The following is a 16,158-nucleotide window of genomic DNA, read 5'->3' on the forward strand; positions in this document are numbered from 1 at the left end:
TTAAAGGTTGAGTTATGCGTTTAGGCGGAGCGGTAGGCCACGTGGTCGGCGGTCGCGCCGAGGTAGGCCTCTTCCAAGGAGGGCTGTTTGCGTTCCAAGCTGGAGATAAGAATGCGGTTATCCAGGCAGATGCGGCCGATGTCGGAGCCTTCGAGGCCGCGCACGCGCAAGACTTCACCGTCAAAGGAGGTCTCCGCGTCGGTGCCGTGCAGTAGGCGCAGGAGTTCATCGGGCTGGTCCACAATTACCTCGAGGCTTGCGCCTCCCGTGCCGTTGACGAACTCTTCCACCGTGCCCTCGCCCAGCAGCTTGCCTTTGCCGATGACTACGAGGCGGTCGGCGGTGAGCTGCATTTCCGAAAGTAGGTGGGAGGAAACCAGCACGGAGCAACCGGCCTCAGCGAATTCGCGGATGCGGGCACGCATCCAGTGCACGCCTTCGGGGTCGAGGCCGTTGACGGGTTCGTCGAGAAGCAAGTGCTTCGGCTCGCCGATGAGCGCACAAGCAAGGCCCAGGCGCTGCTTCATGCCTAGCGAATAGCCGCCCACGCGCTTAGTGGCTACCTGAGTTAGGCCGACGCGGTCCAAGGTGTCATCCACGTGGTTCATAGACACGCCCTGCAGCGCGGCCATGTAGCCCAGGTGGGCACGGGCGCTGCGGCCCGGGTGGAACCAGTTCGCATCCAGCAAGGTGCCCACCATGGTGGCGGGATTGGACAGTTCACGGAAAGGCGTGCCATCAAAAGTCGCGGTGCCGGAAGTCGGATTCTCCAGCCCCACGCACATGCGCATGGTGGTGGATTTGCCGGAACCATTCGGTCCGAGGAAGCCGGTGACTTGACCGTCAGGAACCTCGAAGGAGAGGTCATCTACTGCTTTAAAGGAACGGAAATTCTTGGAAAGGTGTGAAACTTTGAGCATGGTTCCCATCGTGCCGCCTGACCGGCACAAAGTAACCATCCTTGGGAGTGATTTAGCAGGTCATACCTAGGGATGAGACAGCAGTTCCTCCACCGAGACCACGCCATGGGTAAGGGCGTAGAGCACAGCATGCACGCGGTCGCGCGAGCCGGTTTTCGTCAAGATATGGCGTACGTGGGTCTTGACCGTGGCCATGGAGACGAACTCGCACTCGGAGATTTCGGTATTCGAATACCCCAGTGCCATTAGCTTGAGGACGTCTAGCTCGCGTGGCGTGAGATCTTCTGCCGGAGGGGCGGTAGCTGCTGCCGCAACGGGGGTGGCATGTGAATCGGGCTGTGACGCGGACTGCCCGCTGCGCAATTGCTGCAGCACCTGTGCGGTAATGCGCGGTGAAAGGACGGCCTCGCCAGAATGTACGGTGCGAATGGCGGCGAGGAGTTCCTCCGGTTCGACGTCTTTGAGCAGGAATCCAGAAGCCCCGGCGGAAATGGCGCCATGGACAAAGTTCTGGTCATCGAAGGTGGTAAGCATAATGACTTGGGTATCCGGGAATTCCGGCAGCAGCCTTTCGGTGGCGGCGATGCCATTGACGCGGGCCATCTGGACATCCATGAGCACAATATCGGCAGGCTGCGCGCGGGCGAGGTCGAGGACTTCATCGCCATCGGATGCCTGCCAGGCAACGTCTAAATCCTCTTGGGAGCCAAGGAGCATGGCGAACCCGGCGCGCACGAGGGGCTGGTCATCAACCAGGCCGATACGAATGGGGCTAGCAGGCGCACCTGTTGGTTGCTCAGGGTTAGTCATTGGGTACCTCCACGGTGATAAAGAAGTGTCCGTCCTCTGTGCGGGTAGCAACGCTGCCGCCATAGGCCCTAACGCGCTCGCTCATCCCGATGAGCCCGTAACCGGGCTCGTGATTGTCCGGCGTGCGTGCGGCCGGGTTATCGGCGCTCAATACTAGGCCGCTTCCAGTAGAGCGAAAGCGCAGCACTCCCCTTTTATCGCGGGAATGCTTGAGCATATTGGTCAAAATCTCTTGCACCACGCGGTAGACGGTGAACTGATAGAGCTCGTCGCTTTCGGTCGGCAGGTCCTCCAGCCCGTGCACGATGATATCGAAACCGCTGCGGCGGGCTTCCGAGATGAGTCCTGCGATATCACTCGCGCCGGGCGCCTTGGTATCGGCGCGGGAATCTCCATCTCGCAGCACAGAGAGCAATCCGCGCATCTGTTTGAGGGAATCGCGGGAGGTAGAGGCGATGGTTTCTAAGGCTTCTGTGGCCGCTGCGGGATTTTTGGCGGCGGCGAACCGGGCGCCGTCGGCAAGAGCGATAACGCCCGCTAAGTTATGCGCCACAATGTCATGCATTTCGCGGGCAATGCGGTTGCGCTCTACCGCGCCGGCCATTTCCGCGCGCTCTTTCAGCAATTGCTGATCCTCGCGCTTTTTGCGGTCATTGGTGCCAAGCAAGAAGAAAAATCCCATGACCGGCCACGCGATGGCAATGACTGAGCCGAAAGCAGGCAGAGGGCCGATGCTGGCATCTTCCAGACCAAAGTCGATGCCATCTATGAGTCTCCGCCCATAAAGGTCCGCTGCAGTGGCCGCCAAGGAGCCAAAGGCAATCCACCCTATCCAGATTCGCTGTAGTCGTTTGGGTGAATGTGCTCCTATCAGAAACACGCAGTAAGCCAAAGGGAAAAAGTGAGCGTTGCCCATTGCAGCAAGCGGGGTAAAGATGCACACCGTTAGCGTGATAGCAGTGACCCCGATGGCATATTCCCTGAGCTTGGGGTGTAGCCAGAGTGCTAGTGGAATAACGACTGTATAAAGTACGAGAACCAGCTCCTGGAAAAGCGATGTTCTATCAATGGCACCTTCTGCCGCCGGCACCGAAGAAACCCAGAAAAACAGCGGAATGAGAATTCTCCACGGTGGGCCTACCCACGCGCGAAGTGCATCGGGCCATAGCTTCTTCATGGCTTTCTAGGCTAGCGCAGGCTCTAGGCCATAGTCCTCATCCCTGGGGCTGACTAGACTGGCTGGCATGCACCACGAGTTCTTTGAGGTCGATGTTTTTGCCACCGGTGCCTTTAACGGCAATGCCTTGGCGGTGATTGCGGGCGCCGATGGCCTAAGTACCGAGCGCATGCAGGCAATCGCGAACTGGACCAACTTTTCTGAGACTACCTTCTTGCTCGAACCTCACGACGCCCGCGCGGACTACCGCGTGCGCATTTTCACCCCGTACGAAGAGTTTGATTTTGCCGGCCACCCCACCTTGGGTAGCGCTGCCGCGTGGCGGGCGCTGGGCAATAGCCCGCAGTCAGAGGGAACTATCGTCCAAGAATGCGGCGTGGGCTTGGTAACCGTCCGCCAAGAGGGAGAAGTCTTTTCCTTTGCTACCCCGCCGCTGCGCCGCGAAGAACCGCTGAGCTCGGCGGAGCTGAAGGAGGCCTGCGCTGGGCTGGGGCTAGATACCGCGGAAATTGTGGACCATGGCTGGGTGGACAATGGCCCGGGCTGGCGCCTGCTTCAATTGCGCGATGCCGCGGCGGTGCGCGCGGTTGAGCCCCGGGCCGAGCGCCCCAAGGTCGGCGTTGTGGGCCTTAACCCCAATGCCGCAAAAGGCGAGCCGGCCTATGAGGTGCGGGCCTTTACCACCCAATTCGAAGACCCAGTCACCGGTTCTTTCAATGGCGGCGCCGCGCAGTTTATGCGCTCGCGTAACCTGGTGCCAACGCGTTATACCGCAACACAAGGCAGCCAGATTGGCCGGGCGGGCGAAGTATTTATCAACGATGACGGCACAGATATTTGGGTAGGCGGCCGCGCCCAGATTCGCGTGCGCGGAACACTGGAGGTTTAGATGCAGCTACACCACGATTTTGCCCAGAAGCTTCCCCACCTGGTTCGCCCCACCGAGGGTGAGGAGCAGCCGAACCCAGAGATGGTCATCCTCAACGAGGAACTGGCCAGGCAATTGGGCTTTGACCCGGACTGGCTGCGCTCCTCCGAGGGCATGGATTTCCTTACCGGCCGCGCGGGCGGACACGCCATGGCCTATTCTGGCTTCCAATTCGGTGCGTTCAATCCGCAGATGGGCGACGGCCGCGCCATGCTTTTAGGAGAGGTGGAAAAAGACGGCCGGCTCTGGGATCTCCATGCCAAGGGAACTGGACTTACTCCCTTTTCCCGCCTCGGGTCCGATGGCCGCGGAACGCTGTCTTCCATGCTGCGCGAGTACCTAATCTCTGAGGCTATGCATGCCTTGGGTGTTCCCACCACCCGGGCGCTGGCGGTTATCTCCACCGGACGGCCCATTCAGCGCGGGCACGTGCAACCGGCCGGCATTGTGGTACGCGTGGCAGCCAGCCATATCCGCGTCGGCACCTTTCACCTAGCCGCGCAGACGGATTACACCCGGCAGTTGGCCGACTATGCCATTGCTCGCCACTACCCTGGCGCGGACTACCAGGAATTTTTCACCCAGGTGATGGATGCGCAGATCCGCACCGTGTCCCGCTGGATGCGCTTGGGCTTCATCCACGGCGTGATGAATACGGATAACACCACCATCTCTGGCGAAACCATTGACTTTGGCCCCTGCGCCTTCATGGAGGCCTATTCGCCCGCGACGGTCTTTTCCAGCATCGATAGGCAAGGCCGTTATGCCTTTGGCAATCAACCTTCCATCCTGGGATGGAACCTGGCCCGCTTGGCGGAATCCCTCCTGCCGCTATTTGATATGGACATGAAAAAGGCCATGGACTTTGCCCAAGAATCCATCAACGGCTTTACCGACCGCTTTGCGGACCAGCACAGGGCAGATTTAGCAAAGGCTTTGGACACCTCTCGAGAAGTTGCTTCTTCTTATGCGGCTGCCATGCAGCTCAACGGCCCAGATATCACGCTGGCTCACCGCGCTCTTGCCGACGCCGCCGCGGGCCACCCCACCCACGCCCGCAAGCTCTTTGCCGAGGGAGACTTCTTGGACGGCTACCTTGCGTCCTCTCCCGATCCTTCCCGTGTTGATAGCGCCATGCCGCGGGTTATCCCGCGCAACCTCGCCGTAGAATCCGCGCTGGATGCTGCCGAACGCGGGGAGATGGGCCCGTATCAGGAGCTCCTCCACGCGGTCACCCACCCGTGGGAGCCCAACTCCACGTTCGAATCGCCGGATCCTAATGGTCTCGAGGGCTACCTCACCTACTGCGGTACCTAGGGCTGCCATTACCTGCCTAGGACGCACGAAACCCTCGCACCGGCACGAAGGGGGTGCGAGGGTTTGTGAGGCCGAAAGCTAGCTCTTAGCGGTCCAGCTTCAGGGTCTTCTGGGTGTACTCCCACATCTCGTCGTACAGCTTCTCATCGTTGCGCAGCTTGATGCCATAAGACGGAACCATCTCGCGAATCTTGTCTGCCCAATCAATCATGTGCTCGCCGAAGCAACGCTCCAGCAGCTCCAGCATGACGGCTGGGGCAATGGATGCACCCGGGGAAGCGCCAAGCAGGCCGGCGATATTGCCCTCCTGGTTGTTCACCAAGGTGGTGCCGAACTCGAGGGATCCGAACTGCGGAGCACCAGCAGGCTTAATCACCTGGACGCGCTGGCCAGCGATAACGGTCTCCCAGTCGCTTTCCTTTGCTTCCGGTACGTACTCGCGCAGGGCTTCCACGCGGTCCGAGAAGCTCTTGCGCACCTCATCGACCAGGTACTTGGTCAGGCCGAACTCCTGCACGGCAACACCAAGGTAAGAGGTGATGTTGTCTGGGCGGATGGACTTGAACAAGTCCAGGTAGGTGCCCTTCTTCAGGAACTTCGGGCTCCAACCACCGTAAGGTCCGAAGAGCAGGCCCTTCTCGCCGTCGATCACGCGGGTATCCAGGTGCGGCACGGACATTGGCGGGGCACCCACGGCAGCCTTGCCGTAGACCTTCGCCTGGTGCTGCTCAATAAGCTCAGGGTTCTTGGAGCGCAGCCACAGACCGGATACCGGGAAGCCTGCGTAACCGGCAACTTCCTTCACCTTTGCCTTGCGCAACAGGTCCAGGGCGTAGCCGCCGGCACCCACGAAGACGAACTTTGCCTTAACTACAGTGATGTCACCGGTGTGCTTGTTCTTGGAGTACACCTTCCACGCGGAGCCGTCACGCTTGATGTCGATGACCTCGTGGCCGTAGCGGATCTCGGTGCCCGAAGCCTTAGCTGCGGTCAGGAACTGCTTGGTCAGTGCGCCAAAGTTGACGTCGGTACCAGCGTCGGTCCAAGAAATGGCCACCTTATTGGAGAAGTCACGGCCCTTCGCCATCAGCGGCAGCTTCTCAGCAAAGTCGGAATCGTCTGCGGAGAACTGCATGCCCGGGAACATGTGCTTCTCGCTCAGCACATCATAGCGACGCTTGAGGTAATCTACCTGGATTTCACCCTGTGCGAAGGACACGTGCGGAACCGGGTTAATGAATTCGCTCGGGTCGGTGAGAATACCGTTGTTGAGCTGGTGGGACCAGAACTGGCGAGACTTCTGGAACTTCTCGTTGATGCCCAGAGCCTTGGAGATATCAATGCGGCCATTCTTCTCCGGGGTGTAGTTCAGCTCGCACAGCGCGGAGTGGCCAGTACCGGCGTTATTCCACGGGGAGGAGGACTCCAATGCGGGGCCATCGAGGCGCTCAAAGACCATTTGGGTCCAGCTGGGCTCCAACTCGCGGAGCATAGCACCCAGGGTGGCGCTCATGATGCCAGCACCGATTAGTGCTACATCGACCTCGTCTACAACCTGTGCTGTCTTCTTAGCGGAGGACACTGTGTTATTACCTCTTCGAATTGAAAATAGATATCCATCGGCGCGGTCTACGCCTTGATTTTTAGCGCTTAGCGCCCCGCGCCACCATCGCTGCACTATGACAACCTGGCGGTGCGTCACGCATTAAGGCCTTACTCTACGCGTTTCTCATCCAATTTGGGATTTCTCCCCCAGACCAGTGGCGAAAATGTGGGAATTTCCGCCCCCGGTCTTTACACCCCACCGGCAGCACCATAAATTCTTCATTGCACCTAGAATCGAGGCATGATTACACACTCCCCGGTATGGGGCCCAGACAAACTTGGCCCTGACTATGAAGCTGCCACCATTGACTTGGGTACCGACCCCGATGGCGAGGGCGACGTGGTCACCACGCTGGTGCACTACGCGCCGGAGCACGCGGGTGGTACTGCACGTGAGTCAGCCGCCCCGTCACGCCCGGCGCTGGTGTGGCTACACGGCATGACCGATTATTTCTTCCACACCCACGTAGCCGAGCACTTTGCCGCCGAGGGTTATGACTTTTATGCCATCGATCTGCGCAAGTGCGGCCGCTCGCGCCGCTCGGGCCAGTCGTGGCACTATGCTTCGGACCTGGCGCTGTACTTTACAGACCTCACCGCCGCTCTTGATGCGATCCCCAATGATGAAGTCATCTTCATCGCCCACTCCACCGGTGGCTTGATCGCCCCGCTGTGGATGGATCATCTGCGCCGAACCGACCAAGAACGCCACCAACGCTTGGCGGGCCTCATCCTTAATAGTCCATGGCTGGACATGATGGGCGTGCCCGGCCAGGTCCTCACTCCCCTCAAGCCGCTGCTCTACACATTGGGCCGCATCGCCCCCATGACTCCCCTACCCGGTGGCAACCTCACCGCCTATGGCGAGTCCGTGCACAAGGATTTCTACGGCGAATGGAATTTTGACCTCCGCTTTAAGCCACTGGCGGGCCATAAGAAATATGTCGGTTGGATAGCCGCGGTATTCCACGGCTTTGATGCTATTCACAGCGGCCGCGTTGATGCCGGCGTCCCCATCTTGACGCTGCAGTCCACTCGCACCCAATTGGGTCAGCCTTACTCCGACAGCGTGAACCACGCAGATGTCATCATCGACGTTGCACAAACGCGGCGCTGGGCAAAGGAACTTAGTGCCCACTACACCTTGCATCCCATCAAGGGGGCTAGGCACGATGTGTTCCTATCGCTTCCGGACCCGCTGCAAGAAGCTTTTGACGCCTGTGACAAGTGGCTGCCCACCGTCCTCGAAGCCCCACAATCCACTCAGTAATTTAGTCCCTATATATAAGGAATAAACGTGACTACTTCACACCAGTCCCACACGCCCGCTGCCGAGGAACATTTCGACCTCATCATCATCGGCACTGGCTCCGGAAACTCCATCCCTAGCCCGGATTTTGATGACCAGAAAATCGCCATCATTGAAAAGGGCACCTTTGGCGGCACCTGCCTCAACGTAGGCTGCATTCCCACCAAGATGTATGTCTACGCCGCCGATATTGCCCTAGCGGCGCGCGAGGCCGGCCGGCTCGGCCTTGATGCTCAGGTCACTAGCGTGGATTGGGATTCCATCGTGGACCGGGTCTTTACCAACCGCATCGACCAGATTGCCCAGGGCGGCGAACAGTACCGTCGCGGCGAAGAAACCCCGAACATTACCGTGTTTGATGAGCACGCCCGTTTCGTTGGCCCGAAGACCATTCAGACCGGCGAGCATGTCATCAGCGGCGACCAGATCGTCATTGCCGCCGGCTCCCGTCCGGTCATTCCGGAGGTCTATGCCAACTCGGGCGTGAAGTACTACACCAATGAAGACATCATACGCATGGACCACCAGCCAGAAAGCCTCATTGTGGTAGGCGGTGGCTATATCGCCATGGAGTTTGCCCATGTCTTTGACGGCCTCGGCACCAAGGTGACCGTGGTCAATCGCTCCGAGACCTTGCTACGCCACCTGGATGATGACCTATCTAGCCGCTTCAACCAGATTGCTCGCGATCGCTTCGACGTGCGCATAGCCAATGGCACCAAGCTCGAGGAAACTGACACGGGCGTGCGGTTGGAGCTCGACAATGGTGAGTCCGTGGAAGCAGAAGCGATTCTGGTTGCTACTGGGCGCACCCCAAACGGCGATCAGATGGATCTGGACAAGGCGGGCATTGAACTGCTTGCCGACGCCCGCGTGAGCACCGACGAGTTCGGCCGCACCACCGCCGAGGGTGTTTGGGCGCTTGGCGATGTCTCTTCTCCATATATGCTCAAGCACGTAGCCAATGCGGAGACACGCGCAGTGCAGCATAACCTGCTCCACCCAGAAGATCTCCGCCCACTGCCCCACGACAATGTCCCCGCCGCCATCTTTACCCACCCACAAATCGCCACAGTGGGCCTAACTGAGAAGCAGGCGCAACAGAAGGGCTTCGACGTCACCGTCAAGGTACAGAACTTTGGCGACGTTGCCTACGGCTGGGCTATGGAAGATCACACCGGCATCTGCAAGCTGGTAGCAGACCGCGCCACTGGGCAGCTTCTCGGCGCGCACCTGATGGGTCCACAGGCATCTACCTTGATCCAGCAATTGATTACCGCGATGGCCTACAAGTTGGACATGCGGGAGTTCACTCGCAACCAATATTGGATCCACCCTGCGCTGCCAGAAGTAGTGGAAAATGCCCTTTTGGGACTGGAGTGGAATAAGTGAACTGTTACGTGATCCTTCTCACACTCCTCCAGTTTCTTCCCAGGGTTTAGGACGTTTTCCCACTTCACGCCAAGGAAGCCCCATTCACAATTTCAGGAAATTCACCACCATAAAGGGGCCCAAATTAATTTAATCGCTGAAATTCCGGTCTTTGACGTGCAAAAGGACGGGAGTTTTACTAAATTCACTTGGGACACCGGCTCGAGCCGATACGAACACGGCTACCGCGTGTTTATGAATACCACCTGTGTATTCAATAACACTTTGGTTTCCCAGTGCGGAAGCCTTGCAAGTACGACTTTTAAGGAATTTTGATATGCGTATCCGCAATGCAGCAATCGCTGGCGCAACCGCTCTCGCAGTTGCCTTCGGCGGCACCACCGTTGCCGTAGCAGCTGAGGGCTCTTCCGACGCCGCTCAGACCGCTCCTGCAACCAACGAGGGCTCCTCCCAGCAGGGCTCCTCCTCCGAGGGCCAGAGCTTCCCTAACAAGGTTGACCAGGACCTGGAGCTCGAGGGCGAGAAGGAAGCTGACGGCACCAAGATCTTCGGTTCCTCCAAGGACTTCTCCGAGCAGCCGGTATGGGCTAAGGTTCTGTACTCCCTGACCATCCTGGGCGGCATCGGTGCTGTTCTGGGCGGCGTCATCGGCCCAGTCTTCAACTTCATCAACCACGGCCCTTCCTTCTAAGCAACAGCCATACGGCTTCATCAAAACTTCCGAAAGGTAATTTTCACAATGCGTAACTTCCGCACTGCAGCCGTTGCTGCTGCTACCGCTGCTACCGTCGCTTTCGGCGGCGTCGCTGTCGCTTCCGCTGAGGACACCACCAACGAGCGTGCTTCCCTGGGCGAGAACCTCTCCTCCGTCATCAAGGACACCAAGGCTGACGAAGGCGAGTACCCGACCCTGTCCTCCAAGATCGGTGCTAACGCTGACAAGGATCAGAAGGTAACCGGCCACGACCTTCTGGGCGAGAAGAAGGGCAAGAACAACCCTCGCTGGGGCGAGATCTGGCGCGACGGCACCGTTGCTCTGGGCATCACCTCCGCTATCGGCGCCCTGATCGGTGCTTACAACTACGCCGTATACAACGGCTTCATCCCTCACGTTCTGGACCCAATCTTCCGCTAATTGCTAGCTAAAGATTGGCTCTAGATAGCTAGGGCTTGCACAGGGCCTCGTTCTTAGAACGAGGCCCTTTTGCTATACGCCGGTTCACTCCTGAGGCAGAAGGATTGCCTCACACGGGGCGTCGTCAAGCATGCACAAGGCCGCCTCCACTTCCCTGCCGAGGGTCGTGTGGAGGCGGCCTTTGTTACCTAGTTTTAGTTCTCATCTGGAATGGTAAGGATTTCATTGCCATCTTCGGTGATGACGAGGGTGTGCTCAAACTGGGCGGTGAACTTGCCGTCGGTGTTTTGGACGGTCCAGTCGTCATCCCAGATCTCGTAATCCAGGGAGCCAAGATTAATCATTGGCTCGACAGTCAGCGTCATACCAGGCTCAAGGATGTCGCGGTACACGGTCGAGTCATGGTGTAGGACAACAAGACCGTTGTGGAAGGTTGGGCCGACGCCGTGGCCGGTGAAATCGCGCACGACGTTGTAGCCGAAGCGCTTGGCATAAGACTCAATAACGCGGCCAATGACGTTAATCTCACGGCCGGGCTTTGCGGCCTTGATGCCGCGCATCGTGGCCTCCTTGGTGCGCTCTACTAGCAGGCGGTGTTCCTCGGAGACATTACCGGCGAGGAAGGTGGCGTTATTATCACCGTGGACGCCATTCTTATAAGCGGTGATATCGATATTGACGATGTCGCCATCCTCAATCACCGTGGTATCCGGGATGCCGTGGCAAACAATCTCATTGAGGGATACACAGCTGGACTTGGGGAAGCCGCGGTAGCCCAGCGTGGACGGGTAAGCGCCGTGGTCGCACATGTACTCGTGCGCAACGCGGTCTACATAATCAGTGGTTACGCCCGGCTGTACGGCCTTGCCAGCCTCCTTGAGGGCGTTTGCCGCAATCTTGCAGGCCTCACGCATCTTCTCAATAACCTCTGGGGACTGGACGTAGGGCTCGCCAATGCCCTCCTGCACCTCGTCCTTCCACGCGTACTCTGGGCGCTCGATGCTCTCCGGCACGGTGAGGATCGGAGTGGGCTTGCCTGGCTTTAGCTTTCCTCGATTACTCATGGTTTCCCATGGTAGTCCTCTGCGCCCATAATGCAGCAGCCGGGGTCAAAAGACAGGGCCATAGCTCCAGCTCTGAGTCTACGTCTACCCTTCGGCCGGCGGAGCCGCACCCTCGTGCGGTCCGGACCGGTAGTCATCGACCTTCTGCAAGAAGTTGCTTGTGATATTGACCGAGACATCGGAGCCGCCGCCCAAGACCACGAGGGTGGCAAAGGCGATGTCGTCTTCTTCCCGGTAACCGGTAAACCAGGCGTGCGAGCCCTCGTTAATCTCGGCCTCACCGGTCTTGCCGTAAATCGTGCCGCCCGCCGCCATGCTGCGTGCGGTACCGCTAGTAACCACTTGGCGCATCATGGCGCGGACGTTATCTAGCACAGGCTTCGAAATCTGCTGCGGCTTATCGGAGGCTTTGGTTTCGTGGCCTTCGATAAGCGTGGGCGTAGGCGTCTTGCCATTAGCTACCGTGGCAGAGACAAGCGCCATGCCGAAAGGGCTAGCCAAGTCGTAACCCTGTCCATAGCCAGCTTCAGTGCGCTCGAGTGGTTCTTTGCCCTCCGGAATGGAACCGGTAATGGTAGTAAGGCCCGGGATATCGTATTCCACGCCGAAGCCAAACTTTTTGCCCATATCCTTCAACTCACCAGGCTTAAGCTTGGTGGAAATATCCGCGAAGGTAGTGTTGCACGATTGTGCAAAGGCTTGGCTGAGCGGAACGCTGCCTAGGGCGAAGGCATTATAGTTGGTCACCACGCGGCCAAAGATATCCATGGTGCCAGGGCACGGAACGATGGTATCGGTATTAAGCCCCTGCTTTTCTACGCCGGCCGCGGCGGTGAGAATCTTGAACACCGAGCCCGGAGGGTACTGGCCTTGGAGGGCTACGTCGCCGTCTTCATCGGCCTTCTCGGTTTGGGCGACGGCCAAGATATCGCCGTTGGAGGGACGGATGGCTACGAGCATGGCTTGGGAATCAGCACGCTCATTGACCGCCTCCTGCGCGGCCCGCTGCACGTCGTAGTCCAGACCTACCTTGATCGATGGTGCCGCGTCAGGGTCGTGCTTTTCCACATCAGAGAGTGCTGCGCCATTCTCATTGACCACAGAAATAGACCAGCCGGTTTGGCCATCGACCTCATCTTGGACCGCGGAGCGCACGCGCGACATCAGATCGGGTGCCAGCCCACGGTCGCGGGTGACCAGAGCCGGTTCTTCATTGAGGCGCACGCCGTCTATGCCTTCCACCTTGGGGCGCACGGCCTTGGCTTGGTCCTCCGTAAACATGGTCACGGAAAAGGAGCCGTCTGCATCCTCCAATTTTTTGGCCAGATCCTTGGCATCCATCTCCGCAATGGAGTCATCCTGGCGATGGGCGGCAGCAAGTGCGCCGCTGATCTTGGAAGCGGTGGGCCGCACATCATCCAGCGAGCTGGTATCTACCACCAGCCGGTAATTCAGCCCCGGGCTCATCAATTCCACCCCGTTGGAAGAAACCACGCTGGCGCGCTCTGCCTCCAGCGCGCGCAGTTCCAGGTGCTGATTTGCTCCCAGGTCGGGGTGGATAAGGCTCGGCTTCCACCGCACCGTCCATTCATCCTCGGTCTTGGTCAGCGTCATCTGCGTGTCATAGCTCAAGGTACGATCCTTGGGTAGATCCCAGGTGACCTTGTAGTTCGCCGTGGCGAGGTTCTCATCCTGGTCCACGCCTTCAAGCTCCATGTCGAGCCCCTCGGCCTGCAGGCCGGAGTAGGTGGCATCGAGGGCGGAGGTGGCGTCCGAGGGGGCGTCGGTAAGCGCGGCTAAACCGTCATTATTCCGGGACTCCATCCCCCGGAGGAATTCCTCCGCCACCGGTTCCGCGGAAACCGGCTTCGGCGTACAGGCAACCACGCTGGTGGAGGCGAGCGTGATAGTTGCAACCAGCGCGACCAACTTCTTCATGTCTTGGCACTCTAGCAGCGCAAGCGCCAAAAAAGACTGCCCCACACCGAAGTGCGGGGAAGTCTGCTCAAAGTGGGTGAATTACTGGGTTACGCGAACCTCAGCCTTGGCGCCTTCCACGGCTTCCATACCCTGCTCATCGGCAATGCGCATGGCCTCTTCAATGAGGGTTTCCACGATCTTGTCTTCCGGCACGGTGCGAACGACCTCGCCCTTAACAAAGATCTGCCCCTTGCCATTGCCGGAAGCAACGCCGAGGTCGGCATCGCGGGCCTCGCCTGGGCCGTTGACAACGCAACCCATCACGGCAACGCGCAGCGGGAACTCCATGCCGTCCAAGCCGGCGGTAACTTCCTCCGCCAGCTTATAAACGTCCACCTGGGCGCGGCCGCAGGACGGGCAGGAGACGATCTCCAGCTTGCGCGGGCGCAGGTTGAGCGACTGCAGAATCTGGTCGCCCACCTTGATTTCCTCTACCGGCGGAGCGGACAGGGACACGCGAATGGTATCGCCAATGCCCTCTGCCAGCAGTGCACCGAAGGCCACGGAAGACTTGATGGTGCCCATGAACTTCGGACCAGCTTCGGTCACGCCGAGGTGCAGCGGGTAATCAGTCTTTTCCGCCAGCTGGCGGTAGGCCTCCACCATCAAAACCGGATCGGAGTGCTTAACGGAAATAGCGATATCGCCATAACCGTGCTCCTCAAAGAGGCCAGCCTCCCAAATAGCGGACTCGACGAGTGCCTCCGGGGTGGCCTTGCCGTACTTTTCCAGTAGGCGCTTGTCCAAGGAGCCACCATTCACGCCGATGCGGATGGGAATGCCGGCATCGCCTGCGGCCTTAGCAACTTCCTTCACACGGCCATCGAACTCGCGGATATTGCCCGGGTTTACGCGGATGGCGGCGCAACCAGCATCGATGGCCTGGAAGATGTACTTCGGCTGGAAGTGGATATCCGCGATCACCGGGATCGGAGACTTCTTGGCAATGGCCGGAAGTGCCTCCGCGTCGATGGGCTTAGGGCAAGCCACACGCACGATATCGCAGCCGGAAGCGGTCAGCTGTGCGATCTGCTGCAGCGTGCCGTTGATGTCGTGCGTCTTGGTATTGGTCATTGACTGCACCGAGATGGGCGAGTCAGAGCCGACGCCGACCGGGCCCACCTGCAGCTGACGAGTCTTGCGGCGCGGGTGCAGGACTGGTGGTGGGCCGTCTGGGATTCCTAGACCGATGGGGGTCGACATGAATTCTCCTTGTTGAAGCACAGTAAATACATACGGTGGGTGATTAACGCCCCCACTCTAGCACTGCTTGCTTTATGCCTGAAGTGCGCGCAGCGGGGGCTGCGGCGGCTAGCCAAATAGCCGAATGGGGTTGACCACATCGGCGACGATCACGATGGCCCCAACACCCATCAGCAGCGCGGCCATAACATAGGTCACCGGCATCAACTTGGTGTAATCGGCCGGCCCCAGAGCTGGCTTGCCCGCCAGTGTGCGGATGCCATCGCGCAGCTTTTCATAAATGATGACGGCGATATGTCCGCCGTCGAAAGGCGGCAGCGGAATCAGGTTAAAGAGCGCGAGGAAGAAATTCAGGGTGGCCAGCATCATAAAGAACATCGACCACAGGGAGCGCTCCGCCAATTCGCCGCCCACGCGAGAAGCGCCGACGACGGACATCGGGCCATCGGCCTCGCGTTCGTGGCCAAAGATGGAGGCCACCACACCCGGAATTTTGCCCGGGAATTGCTTCAGCCCGTCGATCGTTGCGCTCAGTGAGTAGGTGCTAAAGCGCCAGGTTGCCGGCAGGGCGTCGACGGCGCCGTGCTTTTCGACGACATCGATAAGCTGATTGCTCAGCCCGATTGAACCAGCATCCACTAGCTCGCCGTCGTGGTTCAATCGCTTGACCGTATCGAGGTGGACTGTGAAGTCCCTTTCTTCCCCACCGCGCTCAACCGTCAGCGTGATGGTCTCGCTGGGGCGCTGCATTACCTCATCGCGCAGCTGGGTAAAAGAATCCAGCTTCTGGCCATCGAGGGCCACGATGATATCGCCCTCCTGCACGCCGGCTTTTCCGGCTGGGCCTTGACCCGTGCACTTTTCCAGTTCTTGGTTCAGCTTTTGATTGGCCGAGCAGGTCACCTCGCCTACACGGGGGCGCACGTCAGCATCCGGGTTGGGCAGACCAGCCGTCATCGCCACAAAGTAGAGGATGACAAAGCCCAAAATCAGGTTGACGCCGATGCCGCCGGCCATCACGATTATGCGCTGCCACCACGGCTTTTTATACATCGCATGGGGTTCTTCTTCCTCGGTGAGGAATTCGTCCTGGGCCGTCATGCCAGCGATATCGCAAAACCCGCCTACTGGGAAGGCCGCAAGTCCATATTCGGTGTGGCCCTTCCGGAAGGAAAATAGGCGCGGCCCAAAGCCAATAAAATAGCGGCGCACGCGCATGCCAAAGGCGCGCGCGGTGAGCATATGGCCTGCTTCGTGCAGCGCTACGGTGAGCCCGATGCCAAGGGCGAAAAACACAATGCCCAGCAAGTTTGCCATG

General features: G+C 59.2%; 14 protein-coding genes. 6 read left to right on the top strand and 8 right to left on the bottom strand.

All coding sequences use genetic code 11. The annotated features are described in order from the left end of the window. Positions 1-20: 20 nt before the first annotated feature. The 3 genes from ACKFRX_RS07990 to ACKFRX_RS08000 all read right to left on the bottom strand — a co-directional run bounded on the left by ACKFRX_RS07990 (position 21) and on the right by ACKFRX_RS08000 (position 2,907). Positions 21-920: an ABC transporter ATP-binding protein gene (locus ACKFRX_RS07990; protein WP_179386638.1), complete on the bottom strand. Its 900-nt coding sequence runs from the start codon at positions 918-920 to the stop codon at positions 21-23. 66 nt (positions 921-986) lie between these two features. Next, positions 987-1,730 carry a response regulator gene (locus ACKFRX_RS07995; protein WP_408927632.1) on the bottom strand — a complete coding sequence of 248 codons (744 nt, stop codon included), beginning with the start codon at positions 1,728-1,730 and terminating at the stop codon, positions 987-989. Continuing rightward, positions 1,723-2,907: a sensor histidine kinase gene (locus ACKFRX_RS08000; RefSeq protein ID WP_408927633.1), complete on the bottom strand. Its 1,185-nt coding sequence runs from the start codon at positions 2,905-2,907 to the stop codon at positions 1,723-1,725. The genes ACKFRX_RS07995 and ACKFRX_RS08000 overlap by 8 nt, the downstream gene beginning before the upstream one ends. Positions 2,908-2,974: 67 nt before the next feature. On the opposite strand from ACKFRX_RS08000, the gene ACKFRX_RS08005 reads away from it, so the two are divergent. Together ACKFRX_RS08005 and ACKFRX_RS08010 are read left to right on the top strand one after the other, a co-directional pair. Beyond that, positions 2,975-3,796 (top strand): PhzF family phenazine biosynthesis protein, encoded by an 822-nt coding sequence (locus ACKFRX_RS08005; RefSeq protein ID WP_408927634.1) that lies wholly within the window; start codon positions 2,975-2,977, stop codon positions 3,794-3,796. Next, positions 3,797-5,152: a protein adenylyltransferase SelO gene (locus tag ACKFRX_RS08010; protein WP_408927635.1), complete on the top strand. Its 1,356-nt coding sequence runs from the start codon at positions 3,797-3,799 to the stop codon at positions 5,150-5,152. It begins immediately after the preceding gene. 85 nt (positions 5,153-5,237) lie between these two features. Here the strand turns inward: ACKFRX_RS08010 and mqo are convergent, their stop codons facing one another. Continuing rightward, a complete protein-coding gene (gene mqo, locus ACKFRX_RS08015) occupies positions 5,238-6,734 on the bottom strand; it encodes a malate dehydrogenase (quinone) (protein ID WP_005325195.1) in 1,497 nt (498 codons plus the stop codon). Between the two features lie 264 nt (positions 6,735-6,998). Between mqo and ACKFRX_RS08020 the strand changes: the two genes are divergently transcribed. The 4 genes from ACKFRX_RS08020 (at position 6,999) to ACKFRX_RS08035 (ending at position 10,593) form a co-directional block, all read left to right on the top strand. After that, positions 6,999-8,027: an alpha/beta hydrolase gene (locus ACKFRX_RS08020; RefSeq protein ID WP_408927636.1), complete on the top strand. Its 1,029-nt coding sequence runs from the start codon at positions 6,999-7,001 to the stop codon at positions 8,025-8,027. 27 nt (positions 8,028-8,054) lie between these two features. Then, the gene (gene mtr / locus ACKFRX_RS08025; protein WP_408927637.1) at positions 8,055-9,458 is read left to right on the top strand and encodes a mycothione reductase; all 1,404 of its coding nucleotides are present in this window, start codon (positions 8,055-8,057) and stop codon (positions 9,456-9,458) included. 316 nt (positions 9,459-9,774) lie between these two features. Continuing rightward, the gene (locus ACKFRX_RS08030; protein ID WP_284765845.1) at positions 9,775-10,149 is read left to right on the top strand and encodes a hypothetical protein; all 375 of its coding nucleotides are present in this window, start codon (positions 9,775-9,777) and stop codon (positions 10,147-10,149) included. A 48-nt stretch (positions 10,150-10,197) separates the two neighbouring features. Then, positions 10,198-10,593, top strand: coding sequence for a hypothetical protein (locus ACKFRX_RS08035; RefSeq protein ID WP_408927638.1), 396 nt, complete (start codon positions 10,198-10,200; stop codon positions 10,591-10,593). A gap of 194 nt (positions 10,594-10,787) precedes the next feature. Here ACKFRX_RS08035 and map read toward each other — a convergent pair whose 3' ends face one another. From map to ACKFRX_RS08055, 4 genes are all read right to left on the bottom strand, one after another. Further along, positions 10,788-11,657, bottom strand: coding sequence for a type I methionyl aminopeptidase (map, locus tag ACKFRX_RS08040; RefSeq protein WP_408927639.1), 870 nt, complete (start codon positions 11,655-11,657; stop codon positions 10,788-10,790). Between the two features lie 84 nt (positions 11,658-11,741). Then, positions 11,742-13,595: a penicillin-binding transpeptidase domain-containing protein gene (locus tag ACKFRX_RS08045; protein ID WP_408927640.1), complete on the bottom strand. Its 1,854-nt coding sequence runs from the start codon at positions 13,593-13,595 to the stop codon at positions 11,742-11,744. A gap of 81 nt (positions 13,596-13,676) precedes the next feature. Continuing rightward, on the bottom strand, positions 13,677-14,840 hold the full coding sequence (gene ispG, locus ACKFRX_RS08050) for a flavodoxin-dependent (E)-4-hydroxy-3-methylbut-2-enyl-diphosphate synthase (protein WP_179386645.1): 1,164 nt from the start codon (positions 14,838-14,840) through the stop codon (positions 13,677-13,679). Positions 14,841-14,948: 108 nt separating this feature from the next. Continuing rightward, positions 14,949-16,157, bottom strand: coding sequence for an RIP metalloprotease (locus tag ACKFRX_RS08055; RefSeq protein ID WP_200435500.1), 1,209 nt, complete (start codon positions 16,155-16,157; stop codon positions 14,949-14,951). Between the last annotated feature and the right edge of the window lies 1 nt (position 16,158).

The organism is Corynebacterium tuberculostearicum (assembly GCF_046097465.1).
GTDB lineage: Bacteria > Actinomycetota > Actinomycetes > Mycobacteriales > Mycobacteriaceae > Corynebacterium > Corynebacterium tuberculostearicum_I.